Consider the following 19,061-nt stretch of genomic DNA (forward strand, 5'->3'; position numbering starts at 1 on the left):
GACTATACATCTTCTGACCATACTACTCGTTTGACGTAGTCCGTATACGACAAAATAATACGCACCACTTTTTCGGACACGTTGGGCATAGAATAATCGGCTACTTGGCGAAAGTTACGGTTTTCTCCGACCTGCTGTTTTAGTACCTGTGTCAATCCTTGCAATACGCGTTCCGGCGACAAGCCGACCATCATAACAGAAGCTTCTTCCATCGCTTCTGGCCTCTCATGGGCCTGACGGATATTAAGCGCCCTGAAATTTAAAATAGAAGATTCCTCAGAAATTGTTCCTGAATCGGATAAAACTGCATAGGAACGCATTTGTAGCGCATTATAATCATGGAAGCCAAGAGGCTTTAGAAATTGAATTTCTGGACGCATCTGGATTTGCATCCTGTCAATCATGTTCCTTGTACGTGGGTGTGTGGAAACAATAACTGGATAGCCATATTTTTCGGCAATTGTATTGAGCGAGTCCATTAACCCTCTAAAATTCTTTTCGTTATTGATGTTTTCTTCTCTATGCGACGAAACTACGAAAAACTGACCCTCTTCTAGATTGAGTTTGGTCAGTACATCCGACGCCTTGATTTGCGGAAGATAATGATTCAATACTTCAAACATAGGTGAACCTGTTTTGATAATGCGATCAGCAGGCAACCCTTCTCGTAAAAGATATTCCCGAGCGATATCGGAGTAGGTCAAATTGACATCCGCCGTATGATCAACAATTTTGCGGTTCGTTTCTTCGGGAACACGTTGATCGAAACAACGATTTCCGGCTTCCATATGAAAAATCGGGATATGGCGCTTTTTCGCCGGGATGGCACATAAACAGGAATTGGTATCTCCTAATACCAAGAAGGCATCCGGTTTCAACTCTTCTAGCAAAGGGTCAATTTTGATTAAAATATTGCCGACCGTTTCTGTCGCCGTTTTACCAGCCGCGTCCAAAAAGTAATCCGGTTTGCGTAGTCCGAGATCTTCAAAGAAGATCTGATTCAACTCATAATCATAATTTTGCCCCGTATGTACAATAACATGGTTTACGGCCTCTGAAGCATCTAATGCTGATAGAACTCTCGAAAGCCGAATGATCTCCGGACGCGTCCCCACGACCGTCATTACTTTTATTTTTTTCATATTCTTTATGCCACGAAAGGCTTCTTATATCTTCTAATTAAATCAATTATACTTCCAAAAAATAGGTATCTGGGTCTGCCGGATCATACGGTTCATTGATCCAAAAGCAGGTTATTAGCTCTACGTCTCCAATGTTCGTAATATTATGTGTATACCAAATGGGCATATCCACAAAAGATGGCTCTGTTCCGTCCAAGTAGAAGTCCATCACTTCATCTGTATCCATTTTCCGCAATTGAATACGCGCCTTTCCTTGGATGACCGCAAAGCGTTCGATTTTCCTCGTATGGAAATGATTACCACGGGTAATGCCGGGCACCGTTGTTGAATACGAGGACTGCCCACCAATACCCATCCGAATAATTTCCACAAACGTACCTCGTGGATCAGTATGTAATTGAAACTTTCTTGGGTAGATCGCTTGATGGTCGATAAAAGACCGATACGTATTAAACAGGTTTAGCTCAAAGCGATCATGTAAAACGGGGATCTCCCCTTTATACAGATACAGGTCTCGAAAGTTTTCCAAAAGTTCCAAGACCTCGGAGACTTTCTTTGTCGCTGTGGACTGAACGGTATACAAGGGCTGATGGACTTTCTCCCGGATCTGCCGGATAATATCCTCCACAAGCTCTTGTACATAGATGAGATTCACGAATCCGTCGTTCGCGATTGTCGGTATTTCTCCATGTGTTAGCTGAAAACAAAATGTAGCAATAAACGAATTGTAGAATGGCTTTCCAAACGCTCCAAACACATTTGGTATAAGTAATCCCGTTAGCTTACCTCCGTTTGCTTGTGCCCATGAAATAAGCGCCTCCCGTCCCTCTTTTTTTGATCGGCCGTAGAGGTTGTCCCGCTCCTCTTGAGTAGAGGAAGACACAAGTACGTGAGCTTTTGAACCGGTTCTTTCAAGAGCAGCTATTAGCCTCCTAACCAGCTCCACGTTGGTCTCATAAATTACTTGCTCGCTTTCATGTCGATTCATGGCCGCCAGATGTACGATCGTATCGCATTGGGACACAAATTGGTCTAATTTCTTCTCATCGTCGAAATATTCCTTTCGAAAATCTACCCGCACAAATTCGTCTGGGTAAAGCCCCAATGTATTGTATAAATGGCGTCCGACAAATCCATTTTGTCCCGTTATTCCTACTTTCATTGTGTTTCCCTTGATTATCAGATAGATATTACCGGCTTTCTATTTATAAAATAATCCAATGGATAAGTATAATCATCGTGTGGCGCATTCTCTATTCCGTAATCCGAAAACACCAACAATTCAGAATTAGTCTCAAGTGCCTGAAAAGCTGTTCCATATCCTGTAGATAAGTGCAGTACTTTGTTTTCTTCAGCGTCTAATATTATTTTTTCTACGGGTAGTTCCGACGACGCCCGTTCCCAGTTATCAATCGCTACTAGATCCACTGCGAACTTACCGGATAGCACGTAAAACCAACGCTGTTCTAGACGATGCGCCCGCCAGCCTCGTACCAATTCCAAATCACTATTCTTTATAATGTAAAAGCGTTTCACGGAAGACATGTCAAAGTCATTGACAAATCGAATTTGTCCCCGATGATCTTTGGCCGCCCCGCCTTGGATAAACTCTATCATAATAACGATTCTTTTAATAAGGGTATTGCATGACATCCTCACCAAATACTTCCCTGCGGATCAATGGCAGTTTTGAAATCAGCTTCTTCAAACCCTCAACACCTTGTTGTTCAGCATTGTGCGAGTGATAATCTTCTATTCTTGACACGTCCTTCTCGCCTTCTGAGAAGTATTTTGCATAATTTAAATCGCGGTTATCCGCCGGCACCCGGTAAAAATCTCCCATATCTTCCGCCTTCAGCATTTCTTCACGAGTACACAGTGTTTCATACAATTTCTCGCCATGGCGTGTTCCAATAATCTTAATAGGTACTTCCCGGCCTGTTAATTCAATCAGCGCCTTAGCTAAGTCTCCTATAGACCCTGCCGGTGCTTTATTCACAAAAAGATCACCTGGGTTCCCGTGTTCGAAAGCAAAAAGGACCAGGTCCACAGCGTCCTCCAGCGACATAAAAAAACGGGACATATTCGGATCTGTAATAGTGATAGGATCGCCTTTTTGAATCTGGTTCAAAAACAAAGGTATCACTGATCCGCGCGAGGCCATGACGTTGCCATAGCGTGTTAAACATACGACTGTGTCTTTTAAATTTCTTGACTCCGCTACTGCTACCTTTTCCATCATAGCCTTTGAAATGCCCATCGCGTTAATAGGATACGCAGCTTTATCCGTACTTAAACAAATGACTTTTTTTACACTATTCGATGCCGCGGCGCGAATCACATTCTGCGTCCCTTCCACATTGGTTTTTACAGCTTGCATGGGAAAGAACTCGCATGACGGCACCTGCTTTAGAGCTGCTGCATGAAAAATATAATCGACACCGCGGGTGGCGGGCTCAACAGACGAGTAATCTCGCACGTCACCGATATAGTACTTTATTTTATCGTTTTTATACAAATTACGCATATCGTCTTGCTTCTTCTCATCGCGGGAAAAAACACGGATCTCGCTGAAGTGGTCAGTCTGTAGAAACCGATTTAAAACCGCGGTCCCAAAAGAACCCGTTCCGCCAGTGATTAAAAGTACTTTATTAGAGATTTTCATTATTTGATATTATGTTTGCGCGTTTCTTTTAAATATGATCTCAGAAGGCTGGTCTGATAGGAGCCTTTATCTTTTACCGTTTTATATTCGGCATTTATTTTTGGATACCTTTGCCTTCTTATGAAGTTAAATTCTTCACTGTTCCACCAAATTATGCCCGTAATTTTTCTGCCTTGGAATGATACACTATTTATTATATTTAAATGAGCTCCAAAGTCATCCAATTTAATTAATTCGCTGTTGGTCTGATATCTGTGCCATATTAAAGGTAATACGTCTTTATTTAGTTCCGCCCCTAACTTTAATGATAAAAGAAGATGTTGCCTAATGTCTTCTTTATACTTACTTTTATCGTTGCGGATAAACATATAGAGATTGGGGCAAATATAATCCATTTCGCTAAACAGAGATTTTAACTTAAGCATTTTGCCTGACCACTGCGCGTATGTATGGTTATTCAGCACTCTTACAGGCAACCCATAAAAGGACCATTTAATATTGGGACGCATCTTCTTGGCATCGCGGATACAAGTTATAAACTCATTAAGAACCTCTTGATACCGCTGCCTAGAAACATTTCTTAACCCATATAGTATTTGAGCCTTCTCTCCCTCCCAATCCAATAACGCTAAGCCAGAAGCCATTTTATCAGGGATTCTCTTTTCGATGGATTTCTCCAAAAGTTGCCGCTTGTAATTTTGCTTGAGATCATGCGTAACAAAATCGTCCTGATAGAAAACAATAGCTTCGGAAAGCTGATTCGACCTTACAAAGTTCACCTGAGCCGGATTCCGCTTTACCAAATTATTATCTTCCACCACGAAATAAAGCTTTTGGGCAAACGCCATGTCAACGAGTGCCAACGAGGCACTGATCAGTAAAAATATGCTTCTCATTTTCATTAATTTATAAATCGACTTAAATAGCTAAACGTTTCTTTTGAACATATAGCCCAGTCGTAGCTTTCAGAGTTCTCAAGATTATCCATTATCGATTGCATGCGCGTTTTTGGATTATTTAGAAAATAACGCGTCGTCTCGACTATCGAACTGACCCTTGTCGGATCAATACTGAAAGGGAAATTCGGTCCTAAAAACTCAGACATCGGTTTTTTATTTGAACAAAGCAAAGGACTTCCTGAAGTCATGGATTCTATCAGTACGTTGGGCATATTCTCACACGTGGAAGCAAAAATTATTCCATCTGCTTCTTTATAGTACACATCCAACATTTGATAGTCGATTTTGCCGACATATTCGGAAAAGTCATTCTTTGGATCCAGCCGACTTTTAACTTCCAAGAATTCCTTATATTCTGGTTCGTAATAATCTCCGACAAAAGTTATTTTGACCGGAAGTTTGTCAACATGGAATAACTCATGAAAAGCTCTCAAAACATTCTTTTGGTGTTTATACACTGTAATTGGAGAAACATATAAAAATTTAAAAGGTTTCTCGACTGTATAACTGGATATCGGATACTGTACTTTCGGTAAACTTCTAAAGCGTTTAGACACTCCATGATGAATAAGCTTATAATCGAATTCCCGAGGCTTCAGAAAGGGCAATATTGTTTCTTTAGCATAATTACTTATAAAAATAATCCCTTGGGCTTTATTGAACGTTTTAACTTGTTGCTTTCTTAAAATGCGAAATCTCTCTCTCATCTTCCACTCTTGGAAACGGTTACTTTCTTGCTCCTCAAAAATTAACATATTTCTACTCATGGATATGTAAGGCCTAAACGTCCCATTGTAAGTCCCCGCGGGATCTAACAACACGGCTTTCTCTTTCAGTTTTTTCAGAAATCTTTCCAAATACAAGAACTTCCAAAGTAATATAAAAGGCAACGACATATTAAGTAATATATGACTTCGCTTCTCGATGATGCTGTTATTCTTGATTTTCTGTAGTGTTTTCTTCCCGCTAAAAACAATAACCTTTTCAAAAGGAAATCTTTCGATATTCATATTATTGAGTATCTCGACAAGGTGTGTAACCCCCCCCCCACTTCGTAGGTTTGATCCGTCTATAATTAAAACACTCATATTATAAAATATTTAAATGCGACTCCGCCATCGCCGTATTCGTATAAGCTGAAGATAGTTTTAAGCTACCCCGCCCTAGCCTTTCCCGGTTCCTTATTGCTTTTACAATTACTTCCGCGATATTAGTCGGAGACTGCTTGTCTAGATCAATTAAATACCCATTTACATCATCTTTTATCAAATCGCTAACCGCCCCCAAATTAGTTCCGATGACAGGCATGCCCGCAAACATTGCTTCTAAATAAACAAGTCCAAAAGTTTCCTTGAAAGAAGACAACATTATAAATATATCCATATCTTCATAGATGATCGCTATTTTCTCTCGGGACTGCAGTCCTTTAAAAACGACCAACTTTTCCAAACCAAGATCACTCGAAATCTGCCTTATATGGCCTTCATTAACTCCGTTACCAATAAAAGTTAAGTTTAGTTTGGTTGTAGACATCAGTGGCAGCAGTTCCTTCATGGCATAAAGGATCTTATCTTGCCCCTTCCCCTTTACAAATCGAGCCGTACATACCAGGTTAACAGAATCCTTTACCATTAGTTTTAATGGCTTTTGGAATCTATTAGCAATGCCTAGCGGAATTCTAACCAATTCTACGTCCTCGTCTACTAATTTCTCAACATCATTCAACAAATCTTGGCTGACACAAATAACTTTTTTCGCTCCATGCAAAAAATTCACTATCCGCCTTCTTTTTACCAACAGGCTGGTTTTTAAATCATACTTCTTCGCCAAAAAAGTATATCTTTCGGATCCATGCAAGGTACAAACATAAGCGGCATCTATCTTGGCTAACTTTGATCCTATAATGATTGCTCCTTGATTTGCGAACACAACGAAGTCGAAAAATTCCCTTTTTAAATAATTCCTTAAGAATAGAGGCCATTCGAGAAACCAGAAATACCTAGACCAGGGCCTTCGTATCACAGGGTAGTTATAATTTTCGTTCTGGCCAGTAATTGTAGCCCGAGTGGAGGTAAGTACAACGACGCTATGTCCGAGTTCATGAAATCCCTCGGCGAGTTCATGCGCATAAGTTCCAGCCCCCCCGAGCATCGGAGGAAATTCCAATGTAAAAATCAAAATTCTCATAGTGTCCGGTTGACTTTTGAACGCGAGCGCTCGGTAACAGTGATAATCGCAACTCCAAAAATAAATATCCAAACTATTGTCGTGTGGTAATAAAACAATAACCTCGATATCATCAATACGCTAAAGATGAAAGATAGCGCCGTTAAAGTATCTCTTCTTTTTATTCGAAACATGTTATAGGCTGTAGTAAATAATCCGATTAACGTCACGCCCGCAAATAGACCTCCAATTGCGCCGTAATCGTAAAGAACAGAAATGATATTATGCGGTTTCATTTTATACAGATAATTGGATTTTAGTTCCAAAAAATCACTGGAACTTTCATACCCGTGACCGAAAACAGTAGGTTCGCTTAAGAAATTGTCCCATATTTCCGTAATAGCGAATAATCTCCAATTGGCATCGGCATTACTCCCACCACTGTAATACATCGCGTTCCTTTTTTCAATTTGAACTTGATCAGCATCTGATAAAAATTTACTGCGCAAAACAGAAAATGTGGATGCTCCAAGGAATGCCATTATAATCAAAACCACTTTCAGTGTTTTATTTTTTAGCGAATAAGCGATGTAGGCGCCAACAACTGCGAAAAGTATAATTGCGGTATTGGATCCAGATACAATAACAATTATAAAACTGATAACACCTAAGGCCAATAACTTAAGGTTAATACCGTTTTTATGAAAGTAAAGAAACAAACCCATCGACAAATACTCTGCGAGAAAAATCCGGTCTCCATGAAACCCGCGTATTTTGAGAGGACTCAAATTGACTATTCCGACGTTGATCAACGGCCTCTGTAATAATACTTCTCCAAATGCGACTATTAATTCAATATAATAAACAAGCAACAAAGTATTAATGATGGCAGTCAGGTTAACCTTATTTCTTTTGATATAACTTATTAGTAGGTCTATGATTATCAATGACGACAGGAAGTGAAAAAAACGTTCTAGCAGTCCTCCAATAGCCCCTCCCTGCACTAACGAAAATACTATTGCTGTCAATATATAAAGGTACAATAACGTAAATCCCTTCCTTGTACTACTATCGTAAGCATTTAGCCGAACATTTCCCGTAATACGCGACAAATAAACCAGTGTAGCAAACACGGAAAAACCTTTTAACGGTGTAAAAAAAACGCTTCCAATTTGAATTGTAAATACTTCATCTAAAAAAGCGGTTAAGATGAACACAATCACAAAAACAGTTTCAAAATTTGCGTCTTTCATGATAACAACTTTAGTGCTAAAGTATCCCAATTATATTTTGCTTTTATAGCAGAGTAGTCAACTATCTCCCTAAACGAAGCCTGGCCGATAATACGTTGTATCATATTTCCCAAAGAAATAGAATCTGGATCACAATAGTATACCCCATCAGTGGTTCCTAATATTTCACCCGAAGCTGTTTCAACAAGTGTATTTCCAAAGTGACCCTTATTAAAAGCGATAATAGGTTTTCCCGCAAAAACCGCTTCGAGTATTGTCTGCCCGAACGCTTCATTCAGTGAGGTCATCAAAAATAGATCACAAGCTTTAAAATATAGCTCTGGCCTGTCGGTTCTTCCACAAAATAAAATGCGATCTTCAAGGCCTAATTGTTGGGCTCTTGTTTTCAACGTGGCCGAATATGGACCGTCGCCGACTAGCAATAATTTGACGTTAATATTTTCGATTCTTTTTAGTGCCTCAATAGCAAACTGAAATCCTTTTGCAGGAATCATACGCCCTAACCCGAGCAGATAAATATCATTGTCATCTAACTTAAGTATTCGCCGGGATTGTTCTTTTGTTATCCGAAACTTATCAGCATCAACGCCTGGATCGACTATAACCGTTTGCCGCTGAATACCTGCTTCTTTTAGTTGGCGTTGTACGTTCTCACTAAAGACAAAGGTCTGCTTCGCATATTTAATAGCCATACGCTGAAGAATGTGGTTAACCCACATAACGCACTGCTCTTTGAAGGTCATTTTTTCCCTGATAGCCTTACTTTTTTTGACAACTTCCGGGACTATATAAACGAAGTCTTTAATCGAAGCAAAATATAATGCCAAACACATGATATGATGTCTCGAGATACAGGTAGAATCTTTAACACGCTTATGCAGCCACAACGACATTGAGAATAGATTATATAATATATTAAACGGGAAAAACAACAACCTGCTTTTTTTCCAACTAAAGCGTTGAACCTTCGTATTCTCAACAATTTCGTAGCTGGGCAAATTCCATTCACGCGGCTCGTTCGTGCAATACACATTAACCTCGTACCCTAGCGCTCTATAAGATTGTGCTAAAGATTGTAAAGAGTTTTCTACCCCGCCGACATGTGGCTTATACAACAAACTTAGTAACGAAATTTTTTTCAAAACTTATTATATAACTTGATGATCATTATTCGTATTTTTAAACTAGATCTAAGATATTACATTTCACTTCAACGAGATGCCTGTAAAAACTTAATATTATTAAGTAAACAATTTTTTAAACAAAAAAGAATTCGCATAAAGTCTTCCGGAAGTTTAGTAATTATAAATCTATTAATGATTTAATATATCCTTCTGTCTTGGTTTCATCCAACAATAACTCTATTTTTTCTCTATTTCTCAATATTTGAGTTTCATTTAATTCTTTAAAAACTTTTTCTATGCACAAATCTTCAATGGTACGGAAACTAAAGTTCTCTCTTCTCAAAAATCTATATATAGGAGAGTCCTTATACACGTAAATGGTCGCTCCATAATATAACATGGCATAAACATTTCCCATGCCCTGTTGTCTGCACACAGGAAGGATGAAATACCGACAAGAAGAAATCAACTTCAGATAATCATCGATATCCATGAATTGATCCAGAGGCATAAAACTTTCACCAAATATCCGGTTGCCGTGGTCAATAACGATTTTTTTATAATCGTCATCTCCATATGTGAGTGGAACTATAATTTGCTGAGGGAGATCGCTTTTATCCATACGACTCATAAGTTCAAAAACGTCTAAATGATTATTTGTCAATGTAGCGGAATTCCCGATTAAAACACGATCACTTTTTCCCGTATTTTTATATGACCTACTTATTAGAGTTGCCATATTCCCATATATAAACTTCCCACATACAACACCTTTACTGACTGGGTAATTAGATATAATAATATTATAATCTTCTAATATGACGGGACAAATTATATCTATAAACCTGACCGCCTTATTTTGATAAAAAAAAAGATCTTTTCGAATTCCGAAAGTAGAAAGAAATGACTTTGCTCGTAGTTTTAAAAAGAAAAAAGGATTTAATTTAGTTCGAATCTTACGCGTAAGATATTTATAATTATTATAAACTAGCTTAGGATGATGATTATAAATTTCCCCTCCCCAACAGAACCAAACAATCTTCTTGCTGGGAAAAAGTAACACCGCTTTGGAATGGTTTAAACTAAGGATATGAACCATAATTATATCTGCTTCTTCAAAAATGGTTCTTAAACGTCCCCCTTTTTCAATATCCGCAAGAGAAATTGCTTCCAAAGCTAACGACCTGGTGTAACGGCTCTCAGTATTATATACAAAGCAAAAAAAATAATTTTTTATATTATTAACCTTATTAAAGCTATCGATAACAAAATCGGTAAATTTCTCATCAGGAATTAAATGGATGACTTTTTTCATAATCAATTGCAGGTACTTTTTCCCTATTAACTATTCAATTGTTTTGAGCTCGTAACATGATTCTCGTGATTAAATCTACCTCCTCTCTTGTCAGATCAAAATATAAAGGTAAACATAAAACTCTACGAGCGGCATCATCTGCTATTTCAAATTTTCGCTTGTCCAAATACGGTAAAGATGATGCTAACGACGGATAAAAATACCTCCGAGTAAATATCTCGTTTAAATCAAGCTCCTTCTTTATTCGAAGTAATAATTCTTCATTTTCCAATAATATCGGATAATATGCATAGTTTAAGTTCGCGTCCTTGTGCCAAATCGGTTTAAGCCCGCGAATACTTCTCAATCGGTCATCATAGTACTCCGTTAATTCCTTTCGTTTTTCGCCGATTGCTTCGATATATTTAAGATTTACGAGCCCCATTGCGGCGTGAAATTCAGAGTTTTTAGCGTTAATCCCCAATTCCGCAAATGAATCGTAACCTGAAATACCAAAATTGCGCATAATTGCAATTTTTTTCAAAAGCTCCGCATTTCCTGTTGTTACAAGGCCGCCTTCGATCGAATGATAAAGCTTGGTCGCATGTAAAGAGCAAGTCGTGATATCTCCGTATTCAAAGATAGATTTTCCTTTAACCTTAACCCCAAATGCATGCGCCCCGTCGTAGATAACTTTTAAATTATATTTTTTTGCAATTTTATCAATCCTTTCCACATCACATGGATTTCCATATACATGTGTTGCCAAGATTGCCGTTGTTTTTTCCGTTATAGCTTCTTCGATTCTATTTGGATCAATATTTAAAGAGTTAGCATCTATGTCAACGAATACAGGCGTGCATCCCTCCCATACAATACTACTGGTAGTCGCCACGAAAGAGAAAGGAGTCGTTATAATCTCGCCATTGAGTTCTAATGCCTTAATAGCCATTTGCAAAGCAACAGTCCCGTTGGCTACAAAAACCAAATGCTTTACAGCTAAGTAATCTTTTAAGCGCATTTCCAAGTCGGATGCGAGGGGCCCCATATTGGTGAGCCACTGCCGTTTCCAAATTCCTTCGATCAAAAGTTTAAACTCTTCTATTGGAGGAAGAAATGGTTTCGTTATAGGTATCATTTTTTTAATTTTAGAAGGCTTAGAATTAGGTGTATTTCTTTAAATTTCATAATGTAGCTGATTAAAAAGTATGAGGAGAAGATTATGAATAGATTGGATATTATTAACATAAATTGTGATTGAACATTTAATACAGGCATTATAACAAAAAAAGTAGCCGTTCCAATTAGAACCGATAGAGTTATCGAACCAGATATTTCCGAAAGTTGTTTAAACCAATGATAGTCCAAAAACTTACCACTGTAATATGAATTGACAAAATAAGACAGAAACGATATAACGACTTGTCCCCATACTAGTCCAATCATCCCATATCGTATACTTATAAACAAAACTACTACGATAATCACTTTTTTTACGACCTCCAATTTCAAAAAGAGGTCAGCTCTACCTTTGACTTGTAAAATATTCAAATTATAGGAATGTAATGGATAGAGCAAACCAGAAATACACAAAATTTGTAGGTACGCAGCAGAAGGAAGCCATTTATCTGTTAATAGAAACCGGATTATCGGTTCCGCTGTCACTACCATAAAGCTCAAAATAGGTGCAATTACATATATAACAGAACGCATTAAAGTCCCATAAAGTGCTTTTAGCTTTATATTATCGTCTTGTACCTTTGCAAAAAGCGGGAAGGAAACTTTATTTAACGCGTTTGAGATATTATTCACTGGCAATTGTTTGAGAGTATCTGCTCTGTTATAGAAACCTAGGGTCTCCCTGCTGAAAAATTTACCAACCACGATTGTATATGCATTTGCAAAAAGGATATTTAAAAGATTTGAAAGAGCTATTTTAAAACCGAAATTAAAATGATAGATAAATTTCTCCTTCGCAAAACGTATCTTAGGAAACCACTTGGATGATATCCAAAATAAAATCGATTCACAAGTTGCTGTTGTCAGTTGCATAAATACTAGAGACCAAACTCCCTTTCCTTCATATGCCACTATAATTCCTACTGTACTCCCAACAATCAGTGCTGGGAGCTGGATGTTAAACTGCTTTCTAAATTTGAGATCACGGATTAAAATAGTCTTTTGAACCGCTGAAAAAGCATTAACTACTATAACCAAAGCATAAACTTGAATAATGCTTTTTAATTCTGGCATTTCATAAAAATCGGAGACAATCCCAGAAATAAAAAAAACTAAAATATAAAGACAACCGCTTATTAATGTGTTAAAGATAAAAACCGTGTCATAGTCTTCTGCAGTACAATGCTTACTTCTGATAATCGAAACCGTTAAACCACCGTCGACAAGCGCGTTGCTAAGACTAACTAGTACCGAGAATAAAGCTATTGCTCCAAAGTCTTCTGGCATGAGAAGCCTTGCCAATATCACGGATACGAAGAAGGTCACAATCTGCGAAGAAAATTGCTGCAAAAAAGACCAAAATATATGCTGGAAATTACCCTTTACTACCATTTAATAGTCTGTTGGCTATGTATTTATAGTAATCAGATTTCGCATTACCTACAAGCTGAATGATATCTTCTTTTTTAATCCATTTATAGAGATATCCAATTTCCTCTAAACACCCTATTTTAAGTCCTGTTCTTTTTTCTAGCGCCTTCACGAATTCTGTAGCTTCTGTTAGGGATTCGTGGGTACCTGTATCTAGCCACGCGAAACCTCTACTCATTGTTTTTAGCTTTAATTGACCAAGCGCTAGATAATGCTGATTAACAGATGTTATCTCCAGCTCCCCCCGTTGAGAAGGTACCACCTTTTTTGCAACCTCGATTACGGAATTCGGATAAAAATATAAACCGACAACCGCGTGGTTGGATTTGGGCGTATCTGGTTTTTCTTCAATACTTAGTACCTTTCCTTCAGAATCAAACTCAGCCACGCCATATCGCTCGGGGTCGTCGACATAATAGCCGAAGACAACTGCATTTTTTTCATCCCTAACATTTCTCACAGATTCTGCTAATAACTTCTGAAAACCAGCTCCGTAAAAGATATTATCGCCTAGGATCAAACAAACATCATCGTCGCCTACAAATTCTTCGCCTATTATAAATGCTTGCGCCAATCCATCGGGACTAGGCTGCTCAGCATAACTTAAAGATATTCCAAACTGCGATCCATCTCCCAGTAATTTCTGAAAATTAGGCAGGTCATGGGGGGTAGAAATCACAAGAATCTCTCTGATTTCAGCCAGCATCAACACAGATAATGGGTAATAAATCATTGGTTTATCATATACAGGCAATAACTGTTTTGATACGGCAATCGTTAATGGATGAAGACGGGTACCCGATCCTCCAGCTAATATAATTCCTTTCATTTCAAAACCTTCTTTATATCATTTATACTGTTGTTCATAATAAGACTGGTAAGCTCCGGTGGTCACCTGATCCAGCCAGTCCTGATTATTCAAATACCAATCTATCGTTTTTGAAAGCCCTTCCTCAAAAGTAACAGAAGGTTTATACCCTAGCTCTTGATTAATCTTTGTAGCATCGATAGCATAACGTAGATCATGTCCAGGCCTATCTTTGACAAAAGTTATAAGTTGTTCAGAGGTTCCTTCTGCTCTTCCTAACTTTTGATCCATTTGCCTACAGAGCTCTTTCACCAAGTCAATATTCTTCCATTCATTAAATCCGCCTACATTATACGAATCGCCCGTTTTTCCTTGGTGGAATACGAGATCTATTGCTCGCGCGTGATCGACAACAAATAACCAGTCTCGAGTGAATTTACCGTCGCCATAGATCGGTAATGGCTTATCGTTTAAAACATTATGAATACAAAGTGGGATTAATTTCTCCGGAAAATGATTTGGGCCGTAGTTATTTGAACAATTCGTGATCACGATAGGAAGTCCATATGTGTCGTAATATGCCCGTACAAAATGGTCGGACGAAGCTTTTGATGCCGAGTATGGAGAATGTGGGTCATAGGCCGAATGCTCTGTGAACAAGCCTGTTTCTCCTAATGTGCCGTAGACCTCGTCGGTAGACACATGATGGAAGCGCTTTCCTGTATAATCGCCTGCCCAAATCTCTTTGGCTGCGTTTAGCAAATTCACCGTACCAATCACGTTCGTCATCACGAACGCCGTAGGATCGGTAATGGATCGATCAACGTGTGATTCCGCAGCAAGATGAATAATACCTTCCGGTTTAAACTGTCTGAAGAGTTCCACGATATGCGCCCCATCCGTAATATCCGCTTTAACAAAGGTGTAGTTTTGCCGGTTTTCGATATCTTTTAAGTTTGCTAAGTTGCCGGCATACGTGAGCGCATCTAGATTAACAATCTGATAGTCTGGATACTTATTCACGAACTCACGGACAACATGGGAACCAATAAAACCCGCTCCACCTGTTATAAGGATCGTTTTTTTCATAACTACAGCCTTGAATCCGCTTTTTCTGCAATAACGCCTTTTACATCATAAATAACGGCATTATCTTTTTTCAAACTTTCTAAATCGATTGTCAAGAACTCCTTGTGCGCAACACCTAATACGACTGCGTCATACTTCGCTCCTTCTATCAGCCTATTATGACAGGCTAGTCCGTATTCATGATCTACTTCTGCTGGGCTCGCCCAAGGATCGTATGTCGTCACTTTCAGGCCATAGTCTTCCAGTGCTGCAATTACGTCTACTATCTTGGTATTCCGCACATCGGGGCAATTCTCCTTAAAGGTTACACCCAACATCAATACTTCAGCACCACTCACATTGATCCCCTTTTTTATCATGCATTTCACCACCTGAGAAGCGACATATTCGCCCATAGAGTCATTCAAACGGCGACCGGCCAAAATAATTTCCGGATGATACCCGTGTTCTTGGGCTTTTTGCGCTAAATAATAAGGATCCACACCAATACAGTGGCCACCTACTAGCCCCGGTTTAAACGGTAAAAAATTCCATTTTGTACCAGCCGCTTCCAGCACGGCGTGTGTATCAATGTCTAATATGTTAAATATTTTTGCTAGTTCGTTCACGAAAGCGATATTAATATCGCGCTGGGAATTTTCAATCACCTTTGCCGCTTCCGCAACACGGATGGTAGGTGCTAAGTGGGTACCCGCGGAAATTACGGATTTGTATACTTCGTCCACCTCTTGACCGATCTCGGGCGTGGAACCTGAAGTGACTTTTAGGATTTTCTCGACTGTATGCTCCTTATCACCCGGGTTGATACGTTCTGGCGAATATCCTGCGAAAAAGTCAACATTGAACTTTAACCCCGAAACTTTTTCCAGTACTGGAATACACTCCTCTTCCGTTACTCCAGGATACACCGTCGATTCGTAGACGACGATATCTCCTTTTTTCAACACTTTGCCTACAGTTTCTGAAGCTTTATACAAGGGTGTTAGATCAGGCCGATTATGCTTGTCTACCGGTGTAGGGACCGTCACTACATAAAAATTTGCCTCTTCGATATCCGCTAGCTGATTCGAACAATATAAACCAGTTGCAGATGTGGAAATTGGATTTTCCTTAACTAATACGCTCTGTAAAATCTCGTCTTCCACCTCTAGCGTCGAATCTTTTCCCGAACGGAGCTCGTCGATCCGCTTTTGATTAATATCAAAACCTATAACCGGATATTTTGTGGCAAATAAACGAGCCAAAGGCAATCCGACATACCCTAAACCGATAACTGCTATTTTTTTCATTTTGTTGATTTTCTAATTTTTGAAGAGCGAACAGGAATTTCTTTGCGACCAATCCACGTCCAGCACATTTGGACGATGTTATTTTAAATTATCCCAATACCACTTTACCGCTTCTTGCAACCCTTCGCGGATCGCGTGCGTAGGTTCATAGCCTAACAATTGACGTGCTTTGTCCACCGAAGCTAGCGAGTGGGGGATGTCACCCTGACGGTGGGGACCATGAATAACTTCGATTTTTGCAATTTCAGCATCGTATACCGTAAGGAATTCCTTTAGATAAGCAACCAGCTCGTTCAGCGTCGTACGATCGCCCACGGCTGTGTTATACACTGTATTAACCGCATCTGGATTTTCGGTCAACATGGCACGCTCATTCATCTGAATAACATTGTCTATATAGGTAAAATCACGTGAGTAGTCTCCGGATCCGTTAATCACCGGGCTCTCGTGGTTCATGAATTTTTTTACAAACAGGGGAATCACCGCAGCATAAGCTCCGTTTGGATCTTGACGACGGCCAAAGACGTTGAAATAACGCAAACCAATTGTTTCCAAACCGTATGTTTTCGAAAAGATCTCCGCGTAAAGCTCATTGACATACTTTGTAATGGCATACGGCGAAAGGGGTTTACCAATTTTATCTTCTACTTTTGGCAAAGCTTCTGAATCGCCATAGGTGGACGAAGAAGCTGCGTAGATAAAACGTTTCACATTAGCATCGCGCGCAGCAACAAGCATATTCAAGAACCCAGTTACGTTAACTTCATTCGATGTCTGGGGATCTTTAATAGAGCGGGGAACAGATCCTAATGCCGCTTGGTGCAATACATAGTCTACACCGTTTACAGCCTTTTCGCAATCGGTCATATTACGGATATCACCCTCTATTAATTCGAAGTTTGGATTTCCTTCATGTTGAGCGATATTATGCCGGTGTCCGGTGGCGAAATTGTCCAGCACAATGATCTGATGCCCTTTTTCCAAGAAATACTCCGTTAAATTGGAGCCTATAAATCCAGCTCCTCCTGTGATCAGTATCTTACTCATATATATGTATGCTTAACTATTTCTGCCCGTTGCCGTTCTTTTCGTTCTCTTTTTCGTAAACGATCTTCCGCAGCCCCGAACTCGAAAAACGGTGATCGCGGCTATTAAAATACAGCTCTATACCTTTTTCTTCGCAGTATTTGCGCCCGGTGAAGTCTTTGTCTTTATATTCCTCGCCGACTATACGTACATCTAATTTAAATGACCGAAGAATGTCTTCTAGATCTTGCTCAGTAGAATACGGGACAATTTCGTCAACATATTGGCAACCACGGAGCTGTATATATCGCTCAACGACCGTTTGGGTCGGTGCGTTCTTCTCTGGACGGTCTAATGTCGGATCCATCTGCAGTCCGCAGATCAGATAATCGCACTGACGCTTCGCCTCCGCCAGCATCATAATATGTCCGGCATGCAATAAGTCAAACGTGGAAAAGGTAATACCAACACGGGGACCGGGGTTATAGTCCTCTCGTTTTCTCATCACTTTTTTTTCTTCCATACTTTTTACTGATTTCCCTATCTTTTATTATATAGAATCACTCTACCGCACCATACCTATCATTTCTACAGTGCCCAGATCTGTCACTTTTTTGTTATCAAATACGGCCGGCTCGCTCCGCTAAGTGCAATAAACATGCCAACCTAGGCATCGGAAGTTCCTAATCCTCCGTTGACGGAACGTGTTCCCGCTGGAAAACCACGATGTATCCGCCCGCTTCCGGCTTTTCAAAGCTCAACAGAATACGCTTACCGATCAACGGCTCAGCCTTCAACGCGGCCTGCTGTAAATATTCCCTGTTTAACTTATCGCCCAGCACACATATCTCCAGCTGGTCGGCATCCAGCCCCTTGGCGTATGCGCCGATTAAAATGACCTCCTGCACATCTCCCGCCCGTTCTAAGACCTGATCCACCACTTTGTCAACCCCTAGGAACGACCGCACGAGACGTTGTACCGGGCTAAACAGCGGGTGTTTCGTGTTCGCTTGATATACTACTTTTTTTTGTTTTTGCTTTTTCTCCAGAAACCCCGCTTCGGTGAGCTGGTTAAGTTCTTTCCTTATGGCATTGGTTGACTCATCGAACTCCTCGGCAATACCGCGCAGATAGCCTGTGTTGCCCGTTGATACGAAAAACTTGATTAACAGTTTAAGCCTTGTCTTCGATGTGATCAACGCATCTAACATAGTTAATAGGATTGAGTAACAAAAGTACTCGTAACAATTTAGATATGCAAATTAATTTTTTGTTATCGTTTTGATGGAAGTGAGAATTTAGATATTAGTAGTGAGATGTGAGTAGTGAGATGTGAGATATTAGAAGTGAGAAACTGGGGGTTAGAATAGTTAGATGGGTTAGAATGGTTAGACGACGCTCGTTGCTATTCAAAAACAACTTCACGACTTATAGCCATCTGCCATTAGCTATCCGCCATCTGCCATGAGATCGCTTCGTCGTCGTGCCTCCGCGCCAAGACGCGTCTTTGCGGTTTTTATTCGACCCCGTCAGGGTCGTGTCATTGGATACGTGGTTTTCTATTGAAATATGACCTCTACGAGGTCAATCTTCATAATAGTGAGATGTTAGATATTAGAAGTAAGATTTGAGTATT

Annotated in this window: 18 protein-coding genes; all 18 read right to left on the bottom strand. The window is 39.6% G+C overall.

Annotation, left to right across the window (positions count from 1 at the left end):
* Positions 1-2: 2 nt before the first annotated feature.
* The 18 genes from wecB to BC792_RS09385 all read right to left on the bottom strand — a co-directional run bounded on the left by wecB (position 3) and on the right by BC792_RS09385 (position 18,636).
* The gene (gene wecB, locus BC792_RS09300; RefSeq protein ID WP_148908734.1) at positions 3-1,142 is read right to left on the bottom strand and encodes a non-hydrolyzing UDP-N-acetylglucosamine 2-epimerase; all 1,140 of its coding nucleotides are present in this window, start codon (positions 1,140-1,142) and stop codon (positions 3-5) included.
* 46 nt (positions 1,143-1,188) lie between these two features.
* Entirely contained in the window at positions 1,189-2,304 is a 1,116-nt protein-coding gene (locus BC792_RS09305; RefSeq protein WP_148908735.1) for a polysaccharide biosynthesis C-terminal domain-containing protein, read from the bottom strand.
* A 17-nt stretch (positions 2,305-2,321) separates the two neighbouring features.
* Positions 2,322-2,759, bottom strand: coding sequence for a WxcM-like domain-containing protein (locus BC792_RS09310; RefSeq protein ID WP_170250002.1), 438 nt, complete (start codon positions 2,757-2,759; stop codon positions 2,322-2,324).
* Positions 2,760-2,772: 13 nt separating this feature from the next.
* Positions 2,773-3,807 (bottom strand): polysaccharide biosynthesis protein, encoded by a 1,035-nt coding sequence (locus tag BC792_RS09315; protein WP_148908737.1) that lies wholly within the window; start codon positions 3,805-3,807, stop codon positions 2,773-2,775.
* A complete protein-coding gene (locus BC792_RS09320) occupies positions 3,807-4,703 on the bottom strand; it encodes a hypothetical protein (RefSeq protein ID WP_170250003.1) in 897 nt (298 codons plus the stop codon). Before BC792_RS09320 ends, BC792_RS09315 begins: the two co-directional genes overlap by 1 nt.
* A 5-nt stretch (positions 4,704-4,708) precedes the next feature.
* Positions 4,709-5,854 (bottom strand): glycosyltransferase, encoded by a 1,146-nt coding sequence (locus BC792_RS09325; RefSeq protein ID WP_148908739.1) that lies wholly within the window; start codon positions 5,852-5,854, stop codon positions 4,709-4,711.
* Between the two features lies 1 nt (position 5,855).
* The gene (locus BC792_RS09330; protein WP_148908740.1) at positions 5,856-6,953 is read right to left on the bottom strand and encodes a glycosyltransferase family 4 protein; all 1,098 of its coding nucleotides are present in this window, start codon (positions 6,951-6,953) and stop codon (positions 5,856-5,858) included.
* Positions 6,950-8,185: an O-antigen ligase family protein gene (locus BC792_RS09335; protein WP_148908741.1), complete on the bottom strand. Its 1,236-nt coding sequence runs from the start codon at positions 8,183-8,185 to the stop codon at positions 6,950-6,952. The genes BC792_RS09330 and BC792_RS09335 overlap by 4 nt, the downstream gene beginning before the upstream one ends.
* A complete protein-coding gene (locus BC792_RS09340; RefSeq protein ID WP_148908742.1) occupies positions 8,182-9,327 on the bottom strand; it encodes a glycosyltransferase in 1,146 nt (381 codons plus the stop codon). Before BC792_RS09340 ends, BC792_RS09335 begins: the two co-directional genes overlap by 4 nt.
* Positions 9,328-9,487: 160 nt before the next feature.
* Positions 9,488-10,624, bottom strand: coding sequence for a TDP-N-acetylfucosamine:lipid II N-acetylfucosaminyltransferase family protein (locus tag BC792_RS09345; protein ID WP_148908743.1), 1,137 nt, complete (start codon positions 10,622-10,624; stop codon positions 9,488-9,490).
* Positions 10,625-10,658: 34 nt separating this feature from the next.
* The gene (locus tag BC792_RS09350; protein WP_148908744.1) at positions 10,659-11,741 is read right to left on the bottom strand and encodes a DegT/DnrJ/EryC1/StrS family aminotransferase; all 1,083 of its coding nucleotides are present in this window, start codon (positions 11,739-11,741) and stop codon (positions 10,659-10,661) included.
* Positions 11,738-13,174, bottom strand: coding sequence for a lipopolysaccharide biosynthesis protein (locus BC792_RS09355; RefSeq protein ID WP_148908745.1), 1,437 nt, complete (start codon positions 13,172-13,174; stop codon positions 11,738-11,740). The genes BC792_RS09350 and BC792_RS09355 overlap by 4 nt, the downstream gene beginning before the upstream one ends.
* The gene (gene rfbA, locus BC792_RS09360; protein WP_148908746.1) at positions 13,158-14,042 is read right to left on the bottom strand and encodes a glucose-1-phosphate thymidylyltransferase RfbA; all 885 of its coding nucleotides are present in this window, start codon (positions 14,040-14,042) and stop codon (positions 13,158-13,160) included. The genes BC792_RS09355 and rfbA overlap by 17 nt, the downstream gene beginning before the upstream one ends.
* A gap of 18 nt (positions 14,043-14,060) precedes the next feature.
* The gene (gene rfbB, locus BC792_RS09365; protein WP_148908747.1) at positions 14,061-15,110 is read right to left on the bottom strand and encodes a dTDP-glucose 4,6-dehydratase; all 1,050 of its coding nucleotides are present in this window, start codon (positions 15,108-15,110) and stop codon (positions 14,061-14,063) included.
* A 2-nt stretch (positions 15,111-15,112) separates the two neighbouring features.
* Positions 15,113-16,399, bottom strand: a complete 1,287-nt coding sequence (locus BC792_RS09370) for a nucleotide sugar dehydrogenase (RefSeq protein ID WP_211357509.1) — start codon at positions 16,397-16,399, stop codon at positions 15,113-15,115.
* Between the two features lie 78 nt (positions 16,400-16,477).
* Positions 16,478-17,446 (bottom strand): SDR family oxidoreductase, encoded by a 969-nt coding sequence (locus BC792_RS09375; RefSeq protein WP_148908749.1) that lies wholly within the window; start codon positions 17,444-17,446, stop codon positions 16,478-16,480.
* Between the two features lie 16 nt (positions 17,447-17,462).
* Positions 17,463-17,948, bottom strand: coding sequence for an adenylyltransferase/cytidyltransferase family protein (locus BC792_RS09380; protein ID WP_246154953.1), 486 nt, complete (start codon positions 17,946-17,948; stop codon positions 17,463-17,465).
* Between the two features lie 160 nt (positions 17,949-18,108).
* Positions 18,109-18,636, bottom strand: a complete 528-nt coding sequence (locus BC792_RS09385; RefSeq protein ID WP_148908750.1) for an ArsR family transcriptional regulator — start codon at positions 18,634-18,636, stop codon at positions 18,109-18,111.
* Positions 18,637-19,061: the final 425 nt, after the last annotated feature.

Source organism: Sphingobacterium allocomposti, assembly GCF_008124885.1.
In the GTDB taxonomy this organism is placed as follows: Bacteria; Bacteroidota; Bacteroidia; order Sphingobacteriales; family Sphingobacteriaceae; genus Sphingobacterium; species Sphingobacterium allocomposti.